The organism is Streptomyces sp. NPDC007157 (assembly GCF_040634235.1).
Taxonomy (GTDB): domain Bacteria; phylum Actinomycetota; class Actinomycetes; order Streptomycetales; family Streptomycetaceae; genus Streptomyces.
In genome coordinates this window covers 66,857-91,216 of the sequence record NZ_JBEYFE010000023.1, presented here as the reverse complement: position 1 = coordinate 91,216, position 24,360 = coordinate 66,857, and the positions used below count along the sequence as shown (strand labels likewise).

The following is a 24,360-nucleotide window of genomic DNA, read 5'->3' as shown; positions in this document are numbered from 1 at the left end:
AGACTGGGACTGACATGATCTTGGTGACCGGAGCGAACGGGAACCTCGGCTCGGCCACTCTGGCGGCGCTGCATGCCCGCGGTGCGATCGCGACAGGCGGCAGCCGCACCCCGAGTGACGGGATGCGCCGGCTGGATTTCGACGACCACTCCGGCATTGACCTAGCCGGTGTATCGACCTTGGCCTTGATCTCCGCCGGCTACGCCGAGGACGACCAGGTCGTCGGGCGGCACGCGGCCGTCTTGGACGCGGCAGCCCGAGACGGCGTCCGACATGTCATCTATACGAGCCTGACCGGCGCCGGCGACCACCTCGGTTTCGCACTGGCGCACCGTGCGACCGAACGGCGCGTGCGCGCTTGCGGCCTGCCGTGGACGATCCTGCGCAACGGCTTGTATGCCGAACTCTTCGGCGCTCTGCTGATGTGGGCCGATGACGGAGTGGAGTCCGCATTCGGCGACGGCGCCCTGGCCGCGGTCGCCCGCGCGGACCTCGCCGAAGCCGCGGCGATCGTCGCAGCAGATCCGGCCCAACACAGCGGGCACACCTACGATCTGACCGGCACGCCGATCACGACAGCAGACGTAGCCGACCGGCTCGGAGTCCCGCACCGGACCATCGGCCTGGGCGAGTACCGGCGCAGGCTCCTCAACGAGATGCCGGACTTGCTGCCGTTCCAGCCGCCCATGCTCGCCTCGATCGCGACCGGCATCCGGCACGGCTTCCTGGACGGCACCACCCCCGACCTCGCTGACATACTCGGACGCCCAGTTGGCGACCCACTGGCTACGGCTGTCGCAGCCGCCTCTGCCGCGAGACCGGGGCGCAGCCAGGTAACGGCGGGTAGCGCGCGGTCTGCAAAGACATGAGTGCCTCCACGACCATCGAACACCGTCGGGGTGTCGTGGTGCTCGCGCTGATCGCGGCCTTCATGGTCTTCGTCGACGGCACGATCGTGAACCTCACCCTCGCCCAACTCGCCTCGCACCTGCATGCCTCCCGCGCCGAGCTCGAATGGGCGGTCAACGCCTACACCCTCTCCTTCGCCGCGGTGATGCTGGGTGCCGGCGCGATCACGGACACCCTCGGCGCGAAGCGGGCCTTCGTGGCCGGCCTGCTGGTCTTCACCGCGTCCTCTGTAGTCTGCGCGTCCGCCACCTCGATGCTGGTGCTCAACTTCGCCCGGTTGGTCCAGGGCGCGGGCTCCGCTCTATTGCTGCCGAGCGCGCTCGTCCTGGCCACGGCATCCGCCACCGATGAACAAGCGCGGAACCGACTCGTCGGCTGGTGGGCCGCCGCCGGGGGCGTCGGAATGGCCGCCGGACCGCTGCTGGGCGGGGCGCTCGTCGCGCTCGCGAACTGGCGTGCCGTGTTCGCCGTCAACGTGGTCATCGGGATCCCCGCCGCCCTCTGGAGCATCCGCTCGATGCCCACCACCGCGCGCGGAGGTCGGCGCCTCGACATCGTCGGCATGGGCTGTGCGACCGTACTGATCGGCGGGCTGGTCCTCGCTCTCATCCAAGCCCCCGCGCAGGGCTGGCTGAGCCCCGCAGCCATCACCGCCGCCGCGCTGACGGTCACCGGGCTCGTCGGCTTCGTCTGGGTCGAACGGTCCACCCGGACACCTCTCCTGCCGCCAGGCGTCTACTCCGACCGCAGGTTCGTCGCCACAGCCTCACAAGGCGCATTGTTCAACTTCGCCTTCTACGGGCTGCTGTTCGCGATGAGCCTGATGCTCCAGCAAGGCCGCGGGCTCAGCGCGCTCGTCAGCGGTTTGCTGTTCCTGCCTCTGACCGGCCTCATCTCGATCGGCAGCATCTGCGCCGCCCCACTCGCGCGACGGATCGGACGTACCGCTGTCCTGGGCATCGGCCAGGCCGTCCTGACCACCACGTTCCTCGCGGTGGCGTGGGCCAGCACCTCATCCGCGCTCTGGCTACTGGTGCTTGCCCTTGTTCCCGCCGGGTTCAGCTCGGGACTGCTCGTGCCCACCATGACCTCGCAGTCCATCGCCGCCGTCGAACCCGCCCTGCACGGGGCCGCGTCCGCAGTCTTCAATACCTCCCGCCAGATCGGTGCAGCCATTGGCGTCGCCGCCTTCGGCCCGCTCCTCGGGCCCACGCACAACCTCAGAGAGGGGTTCATCACCTGCGTGGTCGTCGGCGCAGCCGCCTCCGCGGTCGCCCTGCTACTGACCGCGCTTACACGACCGGCCACCGTTGCCGCACCCACAGGCAGCCTGAATGCCTAACGACTTTGGGGGCGATTGAGTTCGGGGCGTGTTGGCCTGGCGGGTCGGCTGGTGGGTGATCAGCAGGTGGCCTGGCGGGCGAGTCCAGTTCGGTGCCCGGCTTGCGGCGGGTCGCCCGCCGGGCGGATCGGTCGGAGACCAGTCCGGCGATGGCCTGGTGGGTCTCGGCGTAGGTTTCGCGGCGGCCGGTGAACCGCTGCGTGGGCCGCCACTGCTTGTATTCGGCGTTGGTGTGCTCCACGCAGATCCGCCGGGAGGACTGGCGGCGCCGTTGCTCACGCCAGGCATGGCGCTCGCCCAGCGGCGCGTCGTCCTTGGGTTTCTTCGGCGGGGCACTGACCTGAGCGGGGAACTCGTTGGCCAGGCCCCGGTAGCCCTCATCGACCTCCGCCCTGACCTTCGGATGCCAGCGGAACTGTTCAGCGATGCCCTCGGTGCGTACGGCCGTCTGGTCGTGCATCAGGCCGGGCCGGACCACCCCACTGAACAGGGTGCGGCCCTCCGCGTCGCTGAAGGTGGTGGTCTTGACCGTGTTCTGCTTCTTCCTGCCGGAAACGAACGCCTTGCGGCCGTGGCGACCCGCGTGCGGGCGGCGGACCTGCACCTCGGTCCCGTCGATCCGCAGGCCCACGCCTTCTGCCCCGGCGTAGGCGAATACGTCCTCCAGCGTGCGCAGCCGCAGCCCGGGCCGGTCAGGGACGGCGAAGCCGCGGGCCGCCAGCAGCGGGCGGACCTCTCGGACCGCTGCGGAGACGGTGGAGCGGTCCACGCCATACAGCTGTGCCGGAGCGGCGTGCGGCAGCCCCAGCCGCAGGTGCACCAGCGTGACCAGGAGCCGGTCGACGAAGACCAGGTGTTGCTTGGGCCCGGCGCCAACAGCCCGCCTGCGGTCCCCGCCCCGCCGCTCACGCAAGGCCGACTCACGGGCGGCCTGCCACTTGGGGGCGAGTTCTTCGAGTAACTCGCCGAAATGTGCGCGGGAGACCCCGGATAGGGCAGGGTAGGAACAGGCCGCACGGGCCCAGGCTTGCGTCACAACTTGCCCAACCTGTGCGGACCTTCGCCTGTAACGGCCAAGGCGCCTGCCATGATCGTCGTCATGGGGATACACATCGCACCGGCCGGGGTGGCCGACTTCCACCAGGTCCTGACTGATCACCCCCGTTACTGGGGCGAACGCGACCTTCGGTCGCTGCACCTTCTGGCCCTGGTGCAGGAGTTCGGTTCCACCTGTTTGGCTGCCCGGGCCGAGGACGGAATCCGCGGGTACATCTTCGGGTTCGTCACCCCGGACGGCACCGGGTACGTGCATCTGATCGCCACGCGGGACGACGCCCGTGGCACCGGCCTCGGGCGTCGTCTGTACACGGCGTTCGCTGAAGCAGCGGAACGTCACGGTGCACGGCAGTTGAAGGCGATCACGTCAATCGAGAACACCGGCTCCATCGCCTTCCATCGCAGCCTCGGCTTCGACACGAAGATCGTCGATGACTACAACGGCCCCGGCCGGGCAATGGCCGTCTTCCACCGAGATCTGCCGCTCAACGTCTCGCGGCCCTGACCAACCAGCCGTCACCTGTAATCGCTCCCCAGGCCGTAAGCGCCATGTGCAATCTCGGCCCATGACACTCCCGACAACCTGCCCGAACGCGCTTGACCACCACCCAAGAGGAACCGTGCTGCACAAGAACGCGCCGCTGTCGCCGGAGGGAAGAAGGCGCTTCGTGGAACGCTATCGAGGAGCTACGCCGAATTTACAAGTGGTCGGGTGCCAGGATCACATGCGAACTCCAGACGGAGGGCTTAGTCATCAGCCGCCGCACGGTGTCGCGGCACCTCGTCGTACTCGGACCGAACCGGCGCCGGTTCATCGACCCCAACGGTGAATCCAACCGTAAGCAGCAAACAATCACCGCCCGACGACCCGGCCACATGGTCCACATCGACGTGAAGAAGGTGGGCTGGATCCCGGACGGCGGTGGCCGGCGAGCCCGCTGGAAAGAATAGCGTTCACGCCCGTGAAGTCGCGCGACGCAAGAAGAAGAGCGAACGCGGCGGCTATGTTCACCTTCACTCGGCTGTCGATGGCTATTCGCGCCCCGCTTACACCGAGGCACCATCCGACGAGAAGGCCACCACTGCGGTCGCATTCCTGCACAAGCCCGGGTGCCCGTACATAGGGCCACAGGAGTGACCGCCACCACGGGCGGCAAGTCCCTCCCGCTGACCTACAGCTTGGTAACATACATCGTATGGAAAGAGCGAAGCGTACCCCCAGAGGTACTCGGAAGAGGGATGTGCCTCTGACCGAGGCAGGGATCTGCGCCTCCGCCCTGCGGCTCATCGACGCGGACGGGGTCGAGGCGCTCACGATGCGCAAACTCGCCGCCGCGCTGGACGCGAACCCGATGTCGCTGTACCACCACGTGCCGAACAAGGAGGCATTGGTGCGTGGCGTGGCGAGAATGGTCGGCGCCCGGTTCCGCACCGTGACACTGGAGGACGCCCCCTGGCAGGAGCGCATGCGCCTGCTTGCCACGGATTTCCGGGCGTTGGCACACCGCCATCCCAACCTCATGGCCTACTCGTTCAGCCAGCCGGACTTCATCCAGCCCGAAGATCCCTTCTGGGTCGCGCTCATCGCCGTGCTGGACGCCGCAGGGGTTCCGCAGTCGGATATCCCGCAGCTCGCCGCCCTCGTGTGCGCCGTCGTCATCGGCGTGATGATCGCCGAGCTCAACGGCGCGCTCGACCGGTGGTCGAACCTCCAGCCCGCCACGCCCGCCTCTGGCGAGGACGGGCCGACGAACGAGGGCTTGGGCGAGGACCGGATGTTCCGCCTGGTGCTGGACACCATCATCAGCGGCATGGAAAGTCGGCTCACGGCCGATCACGCCGGTGAGCGCGACGGCCAGCCCCCGCAGAACTCCCGGCGTGCCTCCGGACGTATCCCCCGTCAACTCCGACCATCGGCCGCACGCGGCGGAGGAGTGTCCCCAGGGAGTCCCGTCACGGACATGGCGGACGGCTTCGACCTGAAAGAGCAGTGACGACCAAAAGCCAATGCTTGCTGTTTTTGTTCAGTGACAAGGGAGTTCAGTCATGCCTGCCATTCTGATCCACGGCGTCCCCGACACCCACCGTGTGTGGGACGGCGTGCGCCGACACCTGATCCGGAGCGACGTCGAGGCCTGGGATCTGCCCGGCTTCGGCACGCCCCGGCCGCGCGGCTTCGGCTCCACCAAGGAGGAGTACGTCGTTTGGCTCATCGAACGGCTGGAGCGGGTGGGCGAGCCGGTGGACCTGGTCGGCCATGACTGGGGCTGCATCCTCACCGCACGCGTCGCTTCCCTGCGACCCGACCTCCTTCGTACGTGGGCCGGCAGTAGCGCTCCGGTCAGTGCCGACTACGTCTGGCATCCGCTGGCCAAGATCTGGCAGGACCCGGTCGAGGGCAACCGGTTCATGGACGAACTCCAACCGGCGTCCTTCGCCAAGGATCTGATGGAGCACTTCGATGTTCCGGCTGAGGTGGCCGGGGACATGGTTCTGCGCGTGGACGGGACCATGAGGGACAGCATCCTCAAGCTGTACCGTTCCGCCGAGACGGTGGGTGGGCAGTGGGAGCCGGAACTGGCGAACGTGTCTGCGCCGTGCATGGTCTTCTGGGGCACGCTCGACCCCGCCTGTCCGGTCGAGTTCGCCGGAAAGCTCGGCGGAGCCGTGCGGGCGTCGCGCGTCGTCGAGCTGGACTGCAACCACTGGACGGTAGTCCAGAAGCCGGCCGAGGTCGCTGCGGCCTTGGAGGCGCACTGGACTGCATAGCGAAGTCGCCGCCCTCGGGTTCGCCAACTGGGGCCCGGCCTCGGTGCCGCTGACACCGAGGGGCGAGCCGCCGCCGGACCGCGCACCGCCCCACCGGAGCCGTCTCGCTTCCGTCACACCCTCTCGCGGGCTCGTGCGACATGGTTCTCCACTCCGGCGACCGCGGCGTCCAGCGTGGAGTCGAACATGGTGTCGATCACGTCTTTGGAGGGCGGGGGCGCTTCTTCCTCGTCGGGGCCCGACGACGGTGCCGGTGGCAGAGTGGCCCACCGCTGCAGCGCCCCGTTCAGTTCGCTGAGCAGCAAACCTGTGAACACACCGACCAGGGTCGCGGCGACGCGCGGAATCTCCTCCTCGGGCAGTTTCGCGGTGGCCAGGATGTCGATCAGTGCCTGCCAGAAGGGGTCCTCCGGCTGCACGTAGTCGGGGCGCGTGAAGGAATACCCCATCAGTTTCGGGTGACGGTGCGACAGTTCACGGAAGTCCCGGGCCAGTTCACGCAGTCGGTCCTGCCAGGGGATGTCTCCCCGGTCCTCCGCGCTGAACTGCGAACCGACCCGGTGGGCCACGCCGCGCAGCACGGCGTCCTTGTTCGGCACGTGGTGGTACAGCGACATGGGGTTCGCATCGAGCGCGGTCGCGAGTTTGCGCATGGTGAGCGCCTCGACCCCGTCGGCATCGATGAGCTGCAATGCCATGGCGTGGATGCCGTCCTTGGTGAGCGGTACGTCCCTCTTTCTCGTGCCCCGAGGGGGCTTCCGTTCAGTTGCCATACGGTGTATGGTACCAGGCTTTGCCGATGCGGGGGCAGTGGCATCGTTTTCAGCCCCCTGCCCCTCCGGCTTCGCGGCCGGTCCCGGACTGGGTGGCCTTGGTGGGCGACGGGGTCGCCACGGCGCTCTGGCGCACCCGCCTTGCCCGATCTCGCGGACTGGCGCCGGGCGAGCGGGCGCGGCATGGAGGCCTCGCCACCAGGAAGCGCCTGGACCTGATGCGACCCCGCTGCGCGAGTGGCGCCGCCCCTGACGAGTCGGACATTCCCGCTTCCCGACCCTGGCCTGCCGATTGTAGTTCCATACGTCGTATGGTACTACTGAAGACATACGGCGTATGGAAACCGGGTGCTGCCGTATCGGCGCCCCGCGACACCGAATGGCGCCCTGCCCGCCTTTCCCCTTGAAGGAGCCAGCCATGACCACACAGCCCGAGACCGACCTGCGGCCCATCCGGTCTCCGCGGGGGGTGCCGCTCTTCGGCCACACGCCGCAGATCCCCAGCACCAACCCGGTGGAGTACTTCGGCAGGCTGTCCAAGCAGTTCCCCGAGGGGCTCTACGGCATGGAGATCGCCGGTATCGAGCAGGTCTTCGTCTGGGACCCGGACCTGGTGGCCGAGGTCTGCGACGAGACGCGGTTCTTCAAGCAGATCGACAAGACGCCGCTGGCCCATGTCCGGGACTACGCGGGAGCCGCCCTGTTCACGGCCCACCAGCACGAAGAGGAATGGGGCATGGCGCACCGAGTCCTCCTCCCGGCCTTCAGCCAGCGGGCGATGAAGGGCTACTTCGGGCAGATGCTGGAGATCGCCCAGAACCTGGTGGGCAAGTGGGAGCGCAAGGAGGGCCGGCCGGTCAACATCACCGACGACTACACCCGGCTGACCCTGGACACCATCGCCCTGACGGGGTTCGGTTACCGGTTCGACTCCTTCGCGAAGGAGGATCTGCACCCCTTCCTCAACGCGCTGCTGCAGGCGCTGGTCGAGTCGCTGCGGCGCTCGCAGGAGCTGCCGATGATGACCAAGATGCGCAAGGCCGACGACAGGAAGTACCGCGAGAACATCCGGCTGATGCGGGACCTGGTCGAGAACGTGATCAAGGAGCGCCATGACGGGAAGGGCACCGGTGAGGACGACCTGCTGGGCCTGATGCTGGAGGCCACGGACCCGGAGACCGGCAAGGGGCTGGAGGACGACAACGTCCGTGACCAGGTGCTGACGTTCCTGATCGCCGGTCACGAGACCACCAGCGGCCTGCTGTCGTTCGCCACGTACTCGCTGATGCGCAACCCGCACATCCTGGCCCAGGCCTACGCCGAGGTGGACCGGCTGCTGCCGGGCGACACGGTCCCGGACTACGACACGATCATGCAGATGGACGTGATCCCGCGGATCCTGGAGGAGACCCTGCGCCTGTGGGCTCCCATCCCGATGATCGGCAAGTCCCCGCTGGAGGACACCGTCATCGGCGGCTGCTACGGGCTGAAGAAGGGAGCACGGGTCAACATCCTCGAAGGTCCGTTGCACACCCACCCCAAGGCGTGGGAGCGGCCGGAGGAGTTCGACATCAACCGGTGGCTGCCGGAGAACCGGGTCAACCACCACCCGCACGCCTACAAGCCGTTCGGCAACGGCGTGCGTGCCTGCATCGGCCGGCAGTTCGCGCTCACCGAGGCCCGTCTGGCCCTCGCGCTGGTGCTGCAGAAGTTCAAGTTCGCCGACCCCGACGACTACAAGATGGACGTCAAGGAGGCGCTGACGCGCAAGCCCGGCGGCTTCGAACTGACCGTGCGGGCCCGTCAGGAGCACGAGCGGGCCGTGTTCGGCGCAGTGGACCTGCAGGCCGACGACACGGGGGTGCAGGCCGCGGTCAGCGGTGTCGGAGTGAACCTGACCGTCGCCTACGGCTCCAGCCTGGGCTCGTGCGAGGACCTGGCGCGCACCATCGCCGACCGCGGTGAGCGCTCCGGATTCGGCACCACCCTGGTCGGTCTGGACGAGCTGGGTGACAACCTGCCCACCGAGGGCCTGCTCGTCGTCGTGGCCTCCAGCTACAACGGCAAGGCCCCGGACAACGCGCAGCGCTTCGACGACCTGCTCGCCGCCGGACTCCCGGAGGGCTCGCTGTCCAACGTGCGGTTCGCGCTGCTGGGGGCCGGCAACACCCAGTGGGTGGCCACCTACCAGGGCTTCCCCAAGCGGATCGAGGCAGGCCTGCTGGCCGCCGGCGCCACCCGCGTCATCGAGCGCGGCATCGCGGACGCCGCCGGTGACTTCGACGGCATGGCCACCCGCTGGATGGCAACCCTGTGGACCACCCTGGCCGAGGAGTACGCCGCCGACACCTCCGAAACCACCGGGCCGCGCTTCGAGGTCCAGCTGCTCACCGAGGCCGAGGTGCGCCCCGCGATCGTCTCCGAGCAGGCCTACCCCCTCACGGTCGTGGCCAACGAGGAACTGGTCAGCGACGCGACCGGGCTGTGGGACTTCAGCATCGAGCCGCCGCGCCCGGCCGCGAAGTCCATCACCATCGAACTCCCCGACGGTGTCACCTACGACACCGGCAACCACCTGGCCGTGTTCGCCAAGAACGAGCCGCAGCTGGTCGCCCGGGTCCTCGCGCGGCTCGGCGTCGACCGCGACCAGGTCCTGCGTCTGGACCAGCCCGCGGGCGGCCGCACGCACCTCCCGGTGGGCACTCCCGTCACAGCGGGCCTGCTGTTCACCGAGTTCGTGGAGCTGCAGGACGTGGCCACCCGCTCGCAGATACAGACGCTGGCCCAGCACACCGACTGTCCGTGGACCCGGCCGCAGCTGGAGGCCTACACCGCCGACACCGCCGAGGCCGAGGAGCGCTACCAGGCCGAGGTACTGGGCAAGCGCGTCTCCGTGCTCAACCTGCTGGAGCGCTTCCCGGCGGTCGAACTGCCGCTGGGGGTCTTCCTGGAGATGACGGGCCCGATCCGTCCGCGGTTCTACTCCATCTCCTCCGCCCCGCTGGCCAATCCCCGGCACGTGCGGCTGACCGTCGGTCTGCTGGAAGGGCCGGCCCTGTCCGGCGACGGCCGGTACCGCGGCACCTGCTCCTCCTACATCGCGGGCCTCAATCCCGGGGACGTCTTCTACGGCTACGTGCGCGTGCCCTCCCCGACCTTCGCCCCGCCGATCGATCCCGCCACGCCGCTGATCCTCATCGGCCCCGGCACCGGCATCGCGCCGCTCCGCGGCTTCCTGGAGGAGCGTGCCTGGCAGCACGCGAACGGCACGCAGATCGGCCTGTCGCAGGTCTTCGTCGGCTGCCGTCACCCTGAGCACGACTACTTCTACCGGGACGAGATGGAGATGTGGGCGCTGTCCGGCATCGCCCGGGTCCACACCGCCTTCTCCGCGGTGACCGGACACCCGGCCCGGTTCGTCCAGGACGCCATCGCAGGCGCCGCCGACACCGTGTGGCAGGCCATTCAGGACGGCGCGTACATCTACGTCTGCGGCGACGGCCGCCGCATGGCACCCGCCGTGCGTGAGGCGCTCGCCGCCATCTACCGCAAGCACACCGGCAGCGACGACGAAGCCGCCCAGCAGTGGCTCGCCCAACTGGAAGCGGACGAACGCTACCAGCAGGACGTCTTCGCCTGACCCCTTCAGACGCCGGGGGCGCGTGGCGCATCTGCCGCCCCGCACGCCCCCGGCCACCACTCACCCGCGATGCACCCCACGGCACCCGTCGGCCCGAACCGCCGGGAATGCCGCTCACAGAAAGCAGAGCACCATGGACACCATGCTCGCCGGACGCTTCCACCTGGACAGCAAGAAGTTCGCCGTGGAAGAGGTCCCCGTCCCCGTGCCCGGCCCGGGCGAGGTCCTCATCGAGGTCAAGGCCGCAGGCGTCTGTCTCTCGGACGTCCACCTCCTCGACGGCTCCCTCGTCCCGTTGTTCGCCACCTCCGACACGGTCACCGTGGGCCACGAGATGGCCGGTGTGATCCACACTCTCGGCCCCGACCTCAAGCGCGGCCTGACCGTCGGTACCCGCGTCACCCTGGAGGCCGGCAAGACCTGCGGCCAGTGCGCCGGCTGCGTACGCCGCCGCCCCTGCACCCAGATGCTCACCGCCGGTATCGATTACGACGGCGGCTGGGCCCAGTACACCGTCGCCCGCGAGGACACCCTCATCCCCATCCCCGACAACCTTCCCTTCGACCAGGCCGCGATCATCCCCGACGCGGTCTCGACCCCCTACGCTGCCGTCGTCGCCACCGCGGGGGTGCGCCCCGCACAGTCCGTCGGAATCTGGGGTGTGGGCGGTGTCGGCGCCCACAACGTCCGCGTCGCCCGCCTGGCGGGCGCAGCGCCGATCATCGCCGTCGACCCGCTGCCCGGAGCTCGGGAGCGGGCCCTGGCCTTCGGTGCGGATTTCGCCCTGGACCCGGCCGCCTCCGACTTCGCTGACCAGGTCCGCGCGGCCACCGGCGGGCGGGGTCTGGACTTCGCCTTCGACTGCGCCGGCGTGCCGGCGGTCCGTGAGCAGGCAGCCACCGTGCTCGGCCTGAACGGAGTGCTCATCCTGGTCGGTATCAGCCCCAGGCCGATCACCATCAGCGAGGGCCTGACCTTCAACTATCTGGGCAAGCAGGTGCGCGGCCACTACGGCGGCACTCCCGAGTCCGTCACCGAGCTGGTCCGGCTGGCCGAGGTCGGTCGTCTCGACCTGGCCCCGTCCATCACCGACCACATCCCGCTCGCCGAGGCTGCCGACGCGGTCAACCGGCTGGAGAACAAGATCGGCGACCCGATCCGCCTCATCCTCGTCCCCTGACAACTGAACAGAAAGTAGATCAAGACCACCCCGGGCAGGGGTGAGTGGGCGCCGGTGCTAGAGGGAGTACCGGCGCCCACTGTTTGCCGGTGTCCGAGTCTGGCGCACCCGGACTCCTGGGCAGGTGAAGCCGGGCAGGGCGAGCCCGGCGATGTCTCCGCGCGGGACGCAACCATGCACTGGCCGCCGCAGTGGGAATGGAACGCGAGGCCTCCTTGACCGCGTTCAGGTGTACGCCGACAGGTGCCGCGTGTCGGCCAGTCGAAGCCCAGCAACCTCGCGATCGTCTTGGCGGGCCGGGTGAGTTGGTGCTCATACGACCCGGGGAAGACCCTCCACGTCCAGCGCTGCCGGGGCCGAGAAGAGCTCCGGCGCGTCCAGGGCGCACTCCGCCCAGACCGTCTTGCCGTGCCGGGCGTGACGTGTGCCCCAGTGCTCGGTGACTTGGGAGACCAGAAGCAGGCCGCGGCCGCCCTCGTCGTAGCCCCGGGCGCGGCGCTGGTGAGGGGTGGTGCTGCTGCCGTCGGAGACCTCGCAGAGAAGGGTGCGGTCGTGGATGAGACGTAGCAGGATGGGGGGTCGGCCGTAGCGGATGGCGTTGGTGACGAGTTCGCTGACGACCAGTTCGGTGGTGAAGTCGAGTTCGTCCAGCCCCCAGGTGGTCAGCTGCTGGGAGACGTTCGCCCTGGCTCGCGAGACGGCGGCGGGGTCGGCCGCCACGTCCCAGCTGGCGACCTGGCGGCTCCCGAGGGCGTGGGTGCGGGCCAGGAGCAAGGCGACGTCGTCGTCCGGGCGAGCCGGCAGCAGGGTTTCAAGGACGGTGTCGCAGGCGGACTCGAGGGAGGTAGCGGGTTGGGCGAGGGCTTGGCGGAGCAGGGTGAGGCCCGTCTCGATGTCGTGGTCGCGGGCTTCGATCAGGCCGTCGGTGTAGAGGGCGAGGAGGCTGCCTTCGGGCAGGTCGATCTCTGCCGCTTCGAACGGCAGACCGCCCAGGCCGAGCGGCGGGCCCGGCGGCAGGTCGAGAAAGTCGACGGTACCGTTCCCGTTCACCACGGCAGGCAGCACGTGACCCGCGCGGGCGAGGATGCACCGGCTGGAGACGGGATCGTACACGGCATACAGGCAGGTGGCTCCGATGTCCCCCACGGATTCGGTGTCCGTCTGGGCAGAGACTTCGGCGGACAGGCGGATGACGACGTCGTCCAGGTGGGTGAGGAGTTCGTCGGGCGGCAGGTCGATGTCGGCCAGGGTGCGAACGGCGGTCCGCAGCCGGCCCATGGTGGCGGCGGCGTGGATGCCGTGGCCGACCACGTCGCCCACCACGAGTGCGACCCGGGCACCGGACAGCGGGATGACGTCGTACCAGTCGCCGCCCACGCCGAGTTGGGCTGCAGCCGGCAGGTAGCGGGAGGCGACCTCCACGGCGGACTGCACGGGTGTACTGCGCGGGAGCAGACTGCGCTGGAGAGTGAGAGCGGTGGCGCGCGCATGCGTGTACCGGCGGGCGTTGTCGATGGCCACCGCCGCCCTGGCCGCGATCTCCTGGGCCAGGAGCAGGTCCTCGTCCCCGTACGCGTCGGGCTTGCGGTGACGGAAGAACTGAGCGACACCCAGGGTGGTGCCGCGGGCGCACAGCGGTACCACCAGCATGGATGCGGACGCGCCGAGGCGATGCCGGGAGGGCCGGCCGGTCACCAGGGCGCGAGCGGGTGGTGCTCCGTCCGTATACCTGTGGAACCGCTGCGGTGGAACCGGCGCCTCCCCGTAGATCGCCTCCAGGCAGTCCGTCTCTGGGCAACCGTCCGTCACCGACTGCTGGGCGATCCGGCGGACCAGGGGTGTGTCCGTCGCCGGGGGCTCGTCGCCGGAAGACGTCTCGAGGAGGTCGACGGTGACGGCGTCGGCGAAGCAGTCGGTGGCCAGGTCCGCCAACTCCTGGGCGGTGCGGGCGATGTCCAGGGTCGTTCCGACGCGTACGCTCGCCTCGTTCACGACTGACAGCCGCCACTGCACCTGGCGATCCCGTTCTTCCTGGAAGGCCAGGACGCCCGTCTCCGATGTGCGGTCCATGTACTCGGTCGCCAGTGTGATCAGCTTGCGTGTCGCCGCGCTGATCGGTTCGGCATCGCTGGTGAGCCGTGACAGCTCTTCGAGCAGCCGGTCGAGGGCGAGGCCCTGTGCGAGCCGGAAGGCGCGCAGCATCGCTGTGACCGGCTTCCCGCGCTGAGCCAGCCGACGCGCGCGCTCCGCGTCGGCGGCCGGCGGACTGATCCGCCTTGGCTCGGTGTGGTGCTCGATGCCGAAGAGCAGGGCGACGACGTGCTCGGTGACGTTCTCCGCCGTCATCTGTGCGATGTCCGGTTCGTCCCACAGTTCGGGGACCTCGCGCCGCAGGCATTGCTTCACGTCGTGGATCAGCTCGTCCGCTCGCGGGCTGAGTTCATGCGCGGCACGGGACAGGAGACTGTCCGCGGAGAAGTCCACACCCACGACGTTACGCCGCCCTGATGGACGGCGAGGCCTCAGCCGGCTGCCTCTGGCTCAGCGGTGTCCGGGCAGCGGCCGCCGGGTGACCTGGTGTGCGTCGTCCGGAGGGACGCCGAGCATGCGCAGGACCATCTCGGCCAGGTCGGAGGCGGTCTCGTCCCCGTCGAGATCGGGACGGGCCAGCCGCAGTGCCACGAGGGACATCAGGGTGCCGCCCAGGGCGGACAGGGCGGTTGTCGCGTTGCGGCAGGTGAAGCGGCCCGAGGCGATGCCGTTCTCCAGGTCGCGCAGGGCTCGCGGGGCGAGTCCGCGGTCGGAGTGGATGTAGGCCAGACCGCGGTCCCGCAGGATCCGCATGAGTTCAGGGTGGGAGTCGGCCATACGGGCGGTGAGCCGGAAGCCCGCGGCGACGAGCTCGGCCGGGTCGTCGATTCCTTCTACGCGCTCGTCTATGACCTGCCCGAACTCGTCCAGGGCGTCTGTCACCGCGGCGTCGAAGAGCTCCGTCTTGGACTCGAAGTGGTTGTAGAAGGAGCCGAATCCGACGTCCGCGCGCTCGGCGATGGCCTGGATGCTCGCGCTGGTGTCACCGGTCTCGGCGAGGATCTGCCGGGCCGCGCGGACGAGCGCCTGACGGGTCTCGGCTCGGCGTCGCTCGAAGCGGTTCTTGGGCGGGGCTGACGTCGGCATACCGCGAGTGTAACAACCGCCGCGATGAGTCTGCCATTACTGATGAGATTATCAATTATTTGGGTCCAGCCTATTGACGGTGAGGAACGGCAAAGTTGATGATTTCCTCATTACAGCAGTGTTGCTTGGAGGACACCATGTCCCACACCCCCGTTAACAAGGCCGTTCCCCAGACGCCCCACCAGGACCTCCACAGTGAGCAGGGCGCCCTGCGTGGCGAGCACCCCGGACGCTCCCGGAATCCCTTGATCAAGGTGGCGGATCTGGCCTGGCTCGAGTTCGAGAAGCCGGATCTGGACCGGGCCGAGGTCTTCGCCCGTGACTTCGGGTTCGCGATCGCCGCCCGCACCGAGGGGGAGCTGTGGCTGCGCGGCACTTTCGCGGGCTCACCGTGCATGGTCATCCGGCGGGGGCGGGCGTCCCGGTTCATCGGACCGGCGTTCCGCGCGGCCGAGCGGGCCGACCTGGACCGGCTGGCCCGAGCCACCGGCAGTACGGTCCGGGACATCGGCGTACCGGGCGGTGGGCAGTCGGTCGCCCTGCTCGATCCCTCGGGCCTGCCGGTGCGGGTGGTGCACTGCGCCGAGCAGCTGCCCGCGCTGCCCGAGCAGGAGCCGCTGATCCTCAACTTCGGTACCGACCACCGTCGTACGAACGCCACCCAGCGCCCGCCCCGCGAGCCGTCCCGTATCCAGCGGCTGGGCCATGTGGTGCTGGAAACACGGGTGTTCGCCCGCACCCTGGACTGGTACCTGGACACCCTCGGGATGATCGTGTCCGACTTCCTGTTCCTGGACGGGCAGCGCGGGCGCGGGCCGACGATGACGTTCATCCGGTGCGACCAGGGGAGCGTGGCCGTCGATCACCACACGCTGGCCCTGCACCTCGGGCCCGGAACCGGCTACGTCCACTCGGCCTACCAGGTCACCGACCTCGACGCGATCGCCGCCGGCGGGGAGTACCTGGCCGAGCGCGGCTACCGACGCAGCTGGGGCATCGGCCGGCACATCCAGGGCAGCCAGCTGTTCGACTACTGGCGCGACCCCGACCACTTCATGCTGGAGCACTTCGCCGACGGCGACCTCTTCTCCTGCGACCTGGAGCCCGGCTGGGCACCGATGTCGGCGAGCGGCCTGGCCCAGTGGGGTCCGCCGGTCACCCGCGACTTCCTGGGCGCCACCCCTTCCCCCGCCAAGCTGCGCGAGGTCATGACGGCCCTGCGTGGCGACAACGAACTCGACCCCGCACGCCTGCTGGGCCTGATGAAAGCGATGAGCTCATGAGCACCAACGTTCTGCGTACCACCGACGGCTGGTGGGTCGTCCGGGACGAACGCGCCGTCCGCATCCAGACCAAGGCCGTCACCACCGCCGAACTGCTCGCCGACCGGGACGCGGTCCGCGAGGCCGCCGCCTCCGCCGAGAGTGGCACGCCCGTCGCCGACCTGGTGGCGCTGCCGCCGGTCACCACCCCGTGCCGGGTGGTCGCCCAGATGGTCAACTACCGCAGTCACGCCAAGGATTCGGGCTTCACCGGCGACATCCCGCCCACCTTCTTCCGCAAGGCGTCCGGCTCGGTCAGCGGCCCCCACGACACGATCATCCGTCCCGCGCACGTGAAGTTCCTCGACTACGAGGTGGAACTCGGCCTCGTCATGGGCGCGACCCTGCCCGTGGGCACCGTCGTCGAGGAGCAGGACCTGCCGCGCTACGTCGCCGGCCTGGTCCTGACCAACGACGTCAGCGCCCGCGACGTCCAGCTGACCAAGACCCAGTTCTACGAGAGCAAGTCCTATCCGACCTTCACACCGACGGGTCCGTACCTGGCCCTGCTGGAGCCCGAGGACTTCACCCATCTGCTGAACCTGCGGCTGCGGCTGTCGGTCAACGGCGTGTCACGCCAGGACCGCACGCTGGCCGACATGATCGTGCGGCCCGCACAGGCGCTCACCCTGCTCGCCCGCTTCCAGACCCTCGACCCGGGCGACCTGCTGCTGACCGGCACTCCCGGCGGCACGGCCCTGAAGGCCCCGCCCAAGGCCGCCGAGAAGATCGCTGCGCTGTTGCCGCCCGCACTGAAGTGGAAGGCGTTCTTCAAGGGCCAGGCCAAGAATCCCAAGTACCTGCGCAACGGTGACCTCATCACCGCAACGATCGCCACCGCGGACGGACGGATCGACCTCGGCGAGCAGCGGACCCCCGTTACGGACGCACCATGAAGGCAGCATCCCGGAAGCCGGTGGTGATCATCGGCGCGGGACCCGTCGGGGTCACGGCCGCCCTGCTGCTCGCCCGGCACGGAGTGCCCAGCGTCGTACTGGAACGGCACCGGGACATCTACCCGTTGCCGCGCGCCGTCGTCGTGGACGACGAGATCCGCCGGATCCTGCAGAGCGCCGGGGTACACGAGGAGTTCGCCGCCCTCGCGCGACCGGCGCCCGGACTGCGGCTGCTGGACGCCGGGCGCCGGGTGATCGCCGAATTCCCGCGGTCCACCCACGGACACCACGGCTTCCCCCAGACCAGCATGTTCGACCAGCCCGAGCTGGAACGCCTGCTGCGTGACGCCTTGGCGCGTCGCCCTGAGTGCGAGCTGTGGAGTGGGGTGGAGGTCGTGTCCCTCACCCAGTCCGTCGCACGTGACACCGATGGACCGAACGATCCGACGGGTTCCGTCCGGGTCACTTTCCGTCGCGACGGCAGCGACGAGGAGGAGCACCTGTGGGCCGATGCCGTACTCGGCTGCGACGGTGCGGGCAGTCTCACCCGTGACGCCATCGGCGCCGTGTGGGAGGACCTGCACTTCGAGGAGAGCTGGCGGGTCATCGACGTGCGCACCAGTCGCCCTGTGCGCACCTGGGAAGGCGCCGAGCAGATCTGCTCGCCCACCCGGCCGGCCACCTTCATGCGCGTCAGCGAGGACCGTTACCGCTGGGAGTTCCGGCTGGCCGACGACCAGAACCTGGACGGACCGGACGGATGGGATCGCCTGCGCGAGCTGGTCGCCCCCTGGGTGGACCTGCCGTCCGACGCCTCGCAGGGCGGTGACTTCGAGGTGATACGGCAGGCGCAGTACACCTTCCGGGCCCGTCTCGCCGACCGGTGGTCCAGGGGGCGTGTCTTTCTGCTGGGCGACGCCGCCCATCTCACCCCGCCCTTCGTGGGGCAGGGTCTGTGCGCGGGCCTGCGCGATGCCCAGAACCTCACCTGGAAGCTCGCCCGGGTGCTCCAACGGGGTGCAAACGAGGGGCTGCTGGACACCTACGAACGTGAACGCAAGCCGCACGCCCGCCATGTGATCCGCGTGGCGGTCGCCGTCGGCTGGGCCATGACCGGCGGCCAGGACCGCGGTGCGGCGTTCCGTCGGGCGCTCGTGGGTACGGCCTGTCGCATCCCCGGTGTGACCGCGGCGGTGAGCCGTGACCTCAGTCCCGCCCTGACCGCAGGTCCACTCGTACGGCGCCGGCCCAGACTGACCGGCCGCGTGATGGCCGGCACCTTCTGCCCGCAGCCCTGGGTGCGGTACGACGGCAGGCGAGTGCGTCTCGATGACGTCCTCGGAGACTCCTTCGCCGTCCTGACCGCTGTGCCACCCACAGCACAGATGACGGTCGTGGCCACGGCGCTGGGCGCCCCGACGATCCGCGTCGACGACCTGGGCGACGACGGCACCCTGGCCGGCTGGCTGGCCCGCGGCCGTGCCGACGCCGTCCTGCTGCGCCCCGACCGCGTCGTGATGGACACCGTCCCGGCCGGCGCCGGCGACTTCACGGACACCGTCGCCTGGGCCCCCCTGCTGCACACGGCCCGCCGTACCGCCGATGCCCGGCCAGCCTGACGAGGAGCACCACACCATGACCACCCCGCACCCCGAGCCGTATACGGAACCCTTCTTCACTCCCGACCCGAAGTCGGCCGCCCGCAGCCGCATCGCGGACTTCGCCCGATGGGCGGCCCGGCACCGGGGCGCCGAAGGAATCCAGGACCCCACGGACTACCGAGCCCTGCACCAGTGGTCCGTCACCGACCTCGAAGGGTTCTGGGCCGCGGTGTGGGAGCACTTCGACATCGACGCGACCACCCCGTACGAGCGGGTGCTGGACGAGGAGACCATGCCCGGCGCCCGCTGGTTCCCCGGCGCCACCCTCAACTACGCCCATCACGCACTGCGCAACCTGCAGCCGGACGCTCCCGCGATCACCGCCATGGACGAGACCGGAGCCGGCTACGAGATCACCGGCCGGGAGTTGCGCGCCCAGGTCGCCTCCGTCGCTGCCGGCCTGCGCGACCTGGGCGTCGGACAGGGCGACCGGGTGGTGGGCTACCTGCCCAACACCCCTCACGCCGTCATCGCCTTCCTCGCCACCGCAAGCCTGGGCGCGGTGTGGTCGGTGTGCGGCCAGGACTACGCACCCAAGGCGGCCGCCGACCGCTTCGCCCAGCTCGAACCCACGGTGCTCATCACCGCTGACGGCTACCTCTTCAACGGCACGACCCACGACCGCCGCGCCGCCTCGCTCGAACTCGCCGCCGCCCTGCCGACCCTGAAGGCCACGGTGCTCGTGGACCACGTGGGCCTTGAGTGGCCCGAGGGCGGGGACTCGGGGCTGAGGGTTCCCTGGGAGGACGCGGTCAGCCGTGTCGAGTACCTCACCATTGCCCCGGTGCCGTTCGACCACCCCCTGTGGGTCGTCTTCTCCTCCGGCACCACCGGACTGCCCAAGGGCATCGTCCACGGGCATGGCGGGGTCCTGCTCGAACACCTCAAGATGCTCGGCCTGCACACCGATCTGGGCACCGGGGATCGCCTGCTGTGGTACACCACCACCCACTGGATGATGTGGAACCTGGCCGTCTCCACCCTGCTGACCGGTGCGGCCACCTGCACCTACGACGGCAGCCCGGTGCCACAGGAGCGTCCGGAAGTCCTGTGGGAGCTGGCCGCCCGCCACAGAGTCACCGTCTTCGGCACCAGCCCCCAGTACCTGCTGACCATGGCCAAGCTGGGCATCGAACCCTCTGTGTACGACCTGTCGGCCGTCCGCGTCGTCGGCTGTACCGGCTCCGCTCTGCCCGCCTCCGCCTACCCGTGGGTCCGCGACCACGTGGGCGCCGGCGTCCAGCTGGCCTCCACCAGCGGCGGCACGGACATCGTCTCGGGCTTCGCCGGCAGCGCCTCCACGACCCCCGTCTGGGCGGGGGAGCTGTCCGCCCCCAGCCTCGGCGTGGCCCTGGCCGCCTACGACGCGAAGGGCACCCCTGTCCTCGACCAGGTCGGCGAACTGGTCGTCACCCGGCCCATGCCGTCCATGCCGCTGTACTTCTGGAACGACCCCGACGGCAGCCGCTACCGCGACGCCTATTTCGGTGCCTATCCCGGTGTGTGGCGGCACGGCGACTGGATCACACTGACCTCGCACGGCTCGGTGATCGTCCACGGCCGCTCCGACGCCACCCTCAACCGCAACGGCGTGCGCCTGGGCAGCGCCGACATCCACGACGTCGTCGAACGCCTCCCCGAGATCACCGAGGCTCTCGTCATCGGCGCGGAGGAACCCGACGGCGGCTACTGGATGCCGCTCTTCGTGGTCCTCGCCGACGGGGTCGATCTGGACAACTCCCTGCGCGACCGGATCCGCGACGCGATCCGCACCGGAGCCTCTCCCCGCCACGTCCCCGACGAGATCCTCGCCGTACGGGCCCTCCCGCACACGAAGACCGGCAAGAAGCTCGAGGTTCCCGTCAAACGCCTGCTCCAGGGTGCCCCCGCCGAGCAAGTCCTGAATCCCGAGGCCGTCGACAATCCCGATCTGATCGCCTACTTCGCCCGCTTGGGCGCGGAGCGGAACAAGCGGTCAGCACACGACACATGACGTCGGCCAGGGGACCCCGGGCCCACGTGACAGCACCGGGTCCATGTGCCCTGCCCGGCTCCGCAGACCCCGTCCCCAGGGGGTGGTGCCGGGGCGGTCAGCCCGCCCCGGCACCACACACAACCGAAGCAAGAGAGAAATGATGAGCATGACCGACCGCGAACCGCAGGCCCTCGACGTCCTCGACGACGCCGGACGAAAAGTGTTGTTCACCGAGGCCCGCACCGCGAACACCTTCGCCGAGGTGGCCGTCGCCGACGACGAACTGGCCATGATCTGGGAACTCGCCCGCTGGTCGCCGAGCGCCGCCAACGGCCAGCCTCTGCGCGCGCTTTTCGTACGCACCCGCGAGGGCAAGGAGCGACTCGTCCGGCATCTCGACGAGGGCAACAGGGCCAAGACGCTCACCGCGCCAGCCGTCGCGATCCTGGCGTACGACCTTGACTTCCACGAGCAGATGCCGACCGTCTTCCCGGCCCGCGGCGACCTGCTGCGAGCGGCGTTCGCCGACCAGACCGACGCGCGCCAGAGCATCGCGGCCTACAACTCGGCACTGCAGACCGGAGTCTTCCTGCTCGCGGTCCGCGCGTCGGGCTTCGCGGCCGGTCCCATGGCGGGCTTCGACAAGGCCGGCGTGGACGAGGAGTTCTTCGCCGGTACCAGCTGGCGCTCGCAACTGGTGGTCAACATCGGTCACCCCGGTGCCGACCCGTGGTTCCCGCGGCTGCCCCGCGTGCCCGCCGAGGACGCCGTCGCCTGGGCCTGACGGCACTGCGGCCGCCTGGTGGGTGAGAGGCGCCATGCCGTGGGCGCCGGTGCTCCGCTGAGCACCGGCGCCCATTTCTCATGCATCGCCCGCTGTCGGTCGCCCTGTTGCTCGGCGCCGGCCGGAATGCCGACAGGTGCAGGCAGGAGGGTGCCGTTGGGCTCCTCCTGCCTGCCTCCCGGGTACGGTCAGAAGTCACCGATCCGGAGCCCAGCGTCCGCCTCCCTACCATCGGCGGTCGTCACGGCGACGTGCACGGCCTCGACACCTACGAGGCCAACGCGGCCCTCGGGCTTCCCGAGGACGCCCGCGACTACACCGCCGCCGCGCAGATGGTCACCGCCCTGGGCATCTTTGAGCTGGACCTACTGACCAACAACCCGGACAAGGCGGCCCAGCTGCGCAGCCTGGGTCTCACGGTGCCCACCACGTTCCCACGGCGGTCTTCACGACGGCTGGCCCACAACGTCCGTTACCTCCGGACCAAGGTAGTCCGCACCCAGCACACGCTGCCGCTGACGGAACTGACGTCGGGCTGACGGTCCACGATGCGGCAGAAAGGAAGGGCCGGCGACTCCCCAGCAGCGGGAAACGGCCCAAGTCCGCGCTGACCGACCGGCATGGATCGGTGACGGCGGGGCCACGGTCTACCGTCAATGGCCGCAGCGACATCTTCTTCCCGACCACTCTGACCAGCTCCGACCTAGCGGGCGGGGCGTCGACACATGCGCCGTGGCGAAGCCCGGGACCGTCTTCCCACGCTAGAGATTCGTGCCGGAGTCGTCCTCGTCATTCAAAGAGTCCCGCCGCTTCCTTTCACCCGGAGCAGAGTGGTCCTCCTGTTCGTCCAGTAGCTCCAGGAGCGCGGCGTCTGCCTTCTGCCTGTCCTCTTTCGTCAGTTCAAGAGGGGCGTTGCTGTAGACCGTGTACCGGTCGGGATCAATGATGTTGGCGGCCCTCAGGGTGAACGTCAGAAGGGAACGCCACCCTTTGCGGTGGCCGACTCTCGCCTGAAGCTGGACCTTGTAATTCCGGGGCTCCGGAACGAATCCGGAAAAGGGTGCCTCGAACTCGATGAAGAGCTGCTTCGCTTCTCTGCCGGCCACGGCGAATCCGGCTGGCAACTTCGGCTCGTCCTCCGGTCCGGGTTGAAGACGGGACGGTGAAGACCTCCACAGGAGTGGCAGATGGGAGGCGGGCTCATCGGGGAAGGTCAACCTAAGATCCTGCACGATTATCGGCTTGGCGCCGGTGTTGTGAAGGACGAGCGGAAGCCGCAGGCGAGCCATGGAGCAGTGGACAATCGCAGCAAAGGAATGAGGCTCCCAAGACTTCAGGTGCCCTTGCCGGGCGTTGATCCACCAGAAGGACGCGACGGTAAAGATCAACGCGCAAACCGACACAACGCCAGCACCAGGAATCGATGGAAACGCCTCCTGAACTGCAGCAGCCGCCGTCAACGGAAACACAAATTCAGTGTGCCAGCCTCAGGGTGCGCACGCGAACAGAACTCGGTGGGGTGGGGCCCTTGAGCTGCTCAGCCTCTCGTTGTGAATCAGCTGGTCTCCGTGATCCTGCGGCGATGAGGTGCGCCAGCAAAGCGTCCGTGACGATGCCGCCCAGGCTCGGGCCCCGGGCACCACCGCCTCCTGGTCGACTCCGAGGGCACCGCCCGGCCCTACCGGCTGTCCGCGGCGGGCGACGGGCTGGGTCCCGTGCTCGGCCCGCTGTCCGCATGGTCCCTGCCGGGCAGCCCCTCAACCGGGCTTCCTACCACCCGGTCCGGGGGCAGCCGCAGGCGAGGTCCGCGCCGAAGCCGTGGGTCAGCAGCCAGTACCGGCCAGCCGTTGCGGCGCTCCTTCCGGTTCGGACGGGCGAGTCCGCCCCGGTCTGGCCGAGCCCCGATCCGTCTGGCCAAGATCCGCTGGCGGATCGTGGAATGCCAACCCTCCGGAGGATCTGGCCATGCACCGCGTCGCCGCAGTCATCGTGCCGCCCGTGCTCAGCTTAGAGGTCTCGATCCCGCTCATGGTGTTCAACAGCGTCCCGAACTATGACGTGCGCGTCTGTACGGCGTGGCCCGCGCCGACGCCAACCGTCGGCGGCCCAGACATCGTGGTGCCGGACGGCCTGAACGCGGTCGATGGCGCCGACACGGTCATCGCTGTCGGCAGCGGCGGCGAGCAGGCTCCCACGGAAGTCCTCGACGCTTACGGAAAGCCGCGGCCACCGGCGCGCGGATCGCCTCCCTGTGTACGGGCGCCTTCGTACTGGCCCAAGCTGGCCTGCTCGACGGGCTACGCGCCACGACCCATAGGGGACTGGCCGGCGACCTCGCCACTCGCTTCCCGTCCATCGATGTGCAGCCCGACCTCCTCTTCCTCGAGGACGGCGGCATCTTCACCTCGGCGGCCGCAGCCGCCGCCATCGATCTGTGCCTGCATCTGGTCAGAATCGACTACGGCGCGGCGGTCGCCAACACGGCCGCGCGGCTCGCCGCCGTCCTTCCCGTACGGCCGGGCGGGCAGTCCCAGTTCATCGAGACACCGCTGCTGTTGCACCATGCGCCTTCTTGATCCGTCGACCAGAACGCTCCTACGGGGGGCGACGTCCACGACCACGTCCGAGATCACATCTTGAGGACCGTCTGGTGGCCGACGTGCAGCAGGTCGTTTACTCGGCCAAGGCCGAGTGACAAGTCACTGGCTGCGGGCTACCACCATCGACTCAGAGCCGGTGAGAGTGCATGAAGTGTTCACAGTGTTCCTGGCGTCGGGTTCGAGGACACCCGCGAACGTTGTTCAAGACCGTGGGGAGCGATGGAGACCGGGACTGGTGCGCTGGACACGTGACGTACCGACGAGACGGTCGAACGT

At 69.2% G+C, this 24,360-nt stretch carries 17 protein-coding genes and 4 pseudogenes; 16 read left to right on the top strand and 5 right to left on the bottom strand.

The features are described from left to right. The first annotated feature begins 14 nt into the window (after positions 1-14). Positions 15-869 (top strand): NAD(P)H-binding protein, encoded by an 855-nt coding sequence (locus tag ABZ642_RS33905; RefSeq protein WP_360491044.1) that lies wholly within the window; start codon positions 15-17, stop codon positions 867-869. Between the two features lie 35 nt (positions 870-904). Next, the gene (locus ABZ642_RS33900; RefSeq protein WP_360491041.1) at positions 905-2,251 is read left to right on the top strand and encodes an MFS transporter; all 1,347 of its coding nucleotides are present in this window, start codon (positions 905-907) and stop codon (positions 2,249-2,251) included. Positions 2,252-2,375: 124 nt separating this feature from the next. Here the strand turns inward: ABZ642_RS33900 and ABZ642_RS33895 are convergent. Continuing rightward, positions 2,376-3,287 (bottom strand): annotated as a pseudogene (locus ABZ642_RS33895) (transposase family protein); the annotation flags it as partial. Between the two features lie 51 nt (positions 3,288-3,338). Between ABZ642_RS33895 and ABZ642_RS33890 the strand changes: the two are divergent. From ABZ642_RS33890 to ABZ642_RS33875, 4 genes and pseudogenes are all read left to right on the top strand, one after another. Continuing rightward, entirely contained in the window at positions 3,339-3,812 is a 474-nt protein-coding gene (locus ABZ642_RS33890; RefSeq protein WP_360491038.1) for a GNAT family N-acetyltransferase, read from the top strand. Positions 3,813-3,927: 115 nt separating this feature from the next. After that, positions 3,928-4,412 (top strand): annotated as a pseudogene (locus ABZ642_RS33885) (hypothetical protein); the annotation flags it as partial. Positions 4,413-4,503: 91 nt separating this feature from the next. Continuing rightward, positions 4,504-5,301, top strand: coding sequence for a TetR/AcrR family transcriptional regulator (locus ABZ642_RS33880; protein WP_360491035.1), 798 nt, complete (start codon positions 4,504-4,506; stop codon positions 5,299-5,301). A gap of 52 nt (positions 5,302-5,353) precedes the next feature. After that, positions 5,354-6,076: an alpha/beta hydrolase gene (locus tag ABZ642_RS33875; RefSeq protein WP_360491032.1), complete on the top strand. Its 723-nt coding sequence runs from the start codon at positions 5,354-5,356 to the stop codon at positions 6,074-6,076. Between the two features lie 113 nt (positions 6,077-6,189). Here ABZ642_RS33875 and ABZ642_RS33870 read toward each other — a convergent pair whose 3' ends face one another. Next, the gene (locus tag ABZ642_RS33870) at positions 6,190-6,849 is read right to left on the bottom strand and encodes a TetR/AcrR family transcriptional regulator (RefSeq protein ID WP_360491029.1); all 660 of its coding nucleotides are present in this window, start codon (positions 6,847-6,849) and stop codon (positions 6,190-6,192) included. A 418-nt stretch (positions 6,850-7,267) separates the two neighbouring features. Here ABZ642_RS33870 and ABZ642_RS33865 point away from each other — a divergent pair, with 418 nt between their 5' ends. After that, complete coding sequence (locus tag ABZ642_RS33865; RefSeq protein ID WP_360491026.1) at positions 7,268-10,489, top strand: cytochrome P450; 3,222 nt, start codon at positions 7,268-7,270, stop codon at positions 10,487-10,489. Between the two features lie 133 nt (positions 10,490-10,622). Continuing rightward, complete coding sequence (locus ABZ642_RS33860; RefSeq protein ID WP_351704445.1) at positions 10,623-11,669, top strand: zinc-binding dehydrogenase; 1,047 nt, start codon at positions 10,623-10,625, stop codon at positions 11,667-11,669. Positions 11,670-11,981: 312 nt separating this feature from the next. Here ABZ642_RS33860 and ABZ642_RS33855 read toward each other — a convergent pair whose 3' ends face one another. Both ABZ642_RS33855 and ABZ642_RS33850 read right to left on the bottom strand, forming a co-directional pair. Then, complete coding sequence (locus ABZ642_RS33855) at positions 11,982-14,153, bottom strand: SpoIIE family protein phosphatase (RefSeq protein ID WP_360491023.1); 2,172 nt, start codon at positions 14,151-14,153, stop codon at positions 11,982-11,984. Positions 14,154-14,210: 57 nt separating this feature from the next. After that, positions 14,211-14,846 carry a TetR/AcrR family transcriptional regulator gene (locus ABZ642_RS33850; RefSeq protein WP_360491020.1) on the bottom strand — a complete coding sequence of 212 codons (636 nt, stop codon included), beginning with the start codon at positions 14,844-14,846 and terminating at the stop codon, positions 14,211-14,213. Between the two features lie 137 nt (positions 14,847-14,983). Between ABZ642_RS33850 and ABZ642_RS33845 the strand changes: the two genes are divergently transcribed. The 6 genes and pseudogenes from ABZ642_RS33845 to ABZ642_RS33820 form a co-directional block, all read left to right on the top strand. Then, entirely contained in the window at positions 14,984-16,129 is a 1,146-nt protein-coding gene (locus tag ABZ642_RS33845) for a VOC family protein (protein WP_360491017.1), read from the top strand. Then, positions 16,126-17,064, top strand: a complete 939-nt coding sequence (locus ABZ642_RS33840; RefSeq protein WP_360491014.1) for a fumarylacetoacetate hydrolase family protein — start codon at positions 16,126-16,128, stop codon at positions 17,062-17,064. The genes ABZ642_RS33845 and ABZ642_RS33840 overlap by 4 nt, the downstream gene beginning before the upstream one ends. Continuing rightward, positions 17,061-18,683, top strand: a complete 1,623-nt coding sequence (locus ABZ642_RS33835; protein WP_360491011.1) for a bifunctional 3-(3-hydroxy-phenyl)propionate/3-hydroxycinnamic acid hydroxylase — start codon at positions 17,061-17,063, stop codon at positions 18,681-18,683. The genes ABZ642_RS33840 and ABZ642_RS33835 overlap by 4 nt, the downstream gene beginning before the upstream one ends. 16 nt (positions 18,684-18,699) lie before the next feature. Next, positions 18,700-20,718: an acetoacetate--CoA ligase gene (locus ABZ642_RS33830; protein WP_360491236.1), complete on the top strand. Its 2,019-nt coding sequence runs from the start codon at positions 18,700-18,702 to the stop codon at positions 20,716-20,718. Positions 20,719-20,866: 148 nt separating this feature from the next. Next, on the top strand, positions 20,867-21,484 hold the full coding sequence (locus tag ABZ642_RS33825; RefSeq protein ID WP_360491008.1) for a malonic semialdehyde reductase: 618 nt from the start codon (positions 20,867-20,869) through the stop codon (positions 21,482-21,484). Positions 21,485-21,741: 257 nt separating this feature from the next. Next, positions 21,742-22,023, top strand: a pseudogene (locus tag ABZ642_RS33820) (GTP cyclohydrolase); the annotation flags it as partial. A gap of 222 nt (positions 22,024-22,245) precedes the next feature. On the opposite strand, the gene ABZ642_RS33815 reads toward ABZ642_RS33820, so the two are convergent. Beyond that, the gene (locus tag ABZ642_RS33815) at positions 22,246-22,953 is read right to left on the bottom strand and encodes a hypothetical protein (RefSeq protein ID WP_360491005.1); all 708 of its coding nucleotides are present in this window, start codon (positions 22,951-22,953) and stop codon (positions 22,246-22,248) included. Between the two features lie 180 nt (positions 22,954-23,133). Between ABZ642_RS33815 and ABZ642_RS33810 the strand changes: the two are divergent. Both ABZ642_RS33810 and ABZ642_RS33805 read left to right on the top strand, forming a co-directional pair. After that, positions 23,134-23,495 (top strand): annotated as a pseudogene (locus tag ABZ642_RS33810) (hypothetical protein); the annotation flags it as partial. A 64-nt stretch (positions 23,496-23,559) separates the two neighbouring features. Then, positions 23,560-24,060, top strand: a complete 501-nt coding sequence (locus ABZ642_RS33805) for a DJ-1/PfpI family protein (RefSeq protein ID WP_360491002.1) — start codon at positions 23,560-23,562, stop codon at positions 24,058-24,060. Positions 24,061-24,360 lie beyond the last annotated feature (300 nt).